The organism is Arthrobacter sp. 9V (assembly GCF_902506065.1).
GTDB lineage: Bacteria > Actinomycetota > Actinomycetes > Actinomycetales > Micrococcaceae > Arthrobacter.
In genome coordinates this window covers 1-1,041 of the sequence record NZ_LR732953.1, presented here as the reverse complement: position 1 = coordinate 1,041, position 1,041 = coordinate 1, and the positions used below count along the sequence as shown (strand labels likewise).

At 67.9% G+C, this 1,041-nt stretch carries 1 protein-coding gene; it reads left to right on the top strand.

What is annotated here, in order from left to right; genetic code table 11:
* Positions 1-161: 161 nt before the first annotated feature.
* The coding region (locus BACI9J_RS22705) for an MFS transporter (protein ID WP_159736649.1) at positions 162-1,041 on the top strand (880 nt) is incomplete at its 3' end.

Genomic DNA, 1,041 nt, shown 5'->3' with positions numbered 1-1,041 from the left:
GTACATGCACTAGGGCCAGCCGCCCACGGAACGCGCGCCGACCGGGCGACGCGATCCGTGCCTCCCGTCCGACAGGCCGACAGGCCGACAGGCCGACCAGCCGACAGGCCCGACCGCCGGACGCCAGAACGACCGCACCGTGCTCGCAAAGGAGCGATCCCGTGTCACTACCCCCTGCCCCCGCGCTCGGGTCGACGAACGACCCCGGCCTGAAGTCCGCCATCGGCAAGGCGACGAAGCACCTCATGCCGATGCTCGTCATCCTGTACTTCGTCGCGTTCCTCGACCGCACGAACGTCGGCTTCGCCGAAGAGGCCCTGCGCGTCGACCGCGGTATCTCCGACGCCGCCTTCGCCCTAGGCGCCGGCATCTTCTTCATCGGCTACGCGATCTTCGAGATCCCGTCGAACCTGCTGCCCAAGCGGTTCGGTGCGCGCTTCTGGCTCGCCCGGATCGCCGTCACGTGGGGCATCGTCGCCGCACTGTTCGCCTTCACGACGAACGACACGATGTTCATCATCCTGCGGTTCATCCTGGGTGTGACCGAGGCCGGGTTGTTCCCGGGCGTGATCATGTACCTGTCCGAGTGGTTCCCGAACAAGGTGCGCGTGCGCATGTTCGCGATCTTCTACCTGGCGCAGCCGTTCTCGCAGATGATCGGCGCCCCGCTGTCCGGCGGCCTCATCAGCGTCGGTGACCAGGTCACCCCGTTCCACGGCTGGCAGGTCATGTTCGCCGGCGAGGGGATCCTCGCGGTGCTGGCCGGTGTCGCGGCCCTGGTGTTCCTGACGAACAGTCCACAGCAGGCGAAGTGGCTCGAACCGGGCGAGAAGGCGTCGCTCACCGCGGCCATGGAGCGCGAGGACACCGCTCGCACCGAGGACGGCCCGAAGGGCATCTGGCGCGCGATGGCGAGCGGGCGCGTCTGGTACTTCACGATCATCTACTTCTGCCTGCAGGTCGCCGTGTACGGCACGACGTTCTACCTGCCGCAGCAGGTGTCCTCGCTGCTCGGGCAGGACGTCGGCTGGCAGGTCGGGC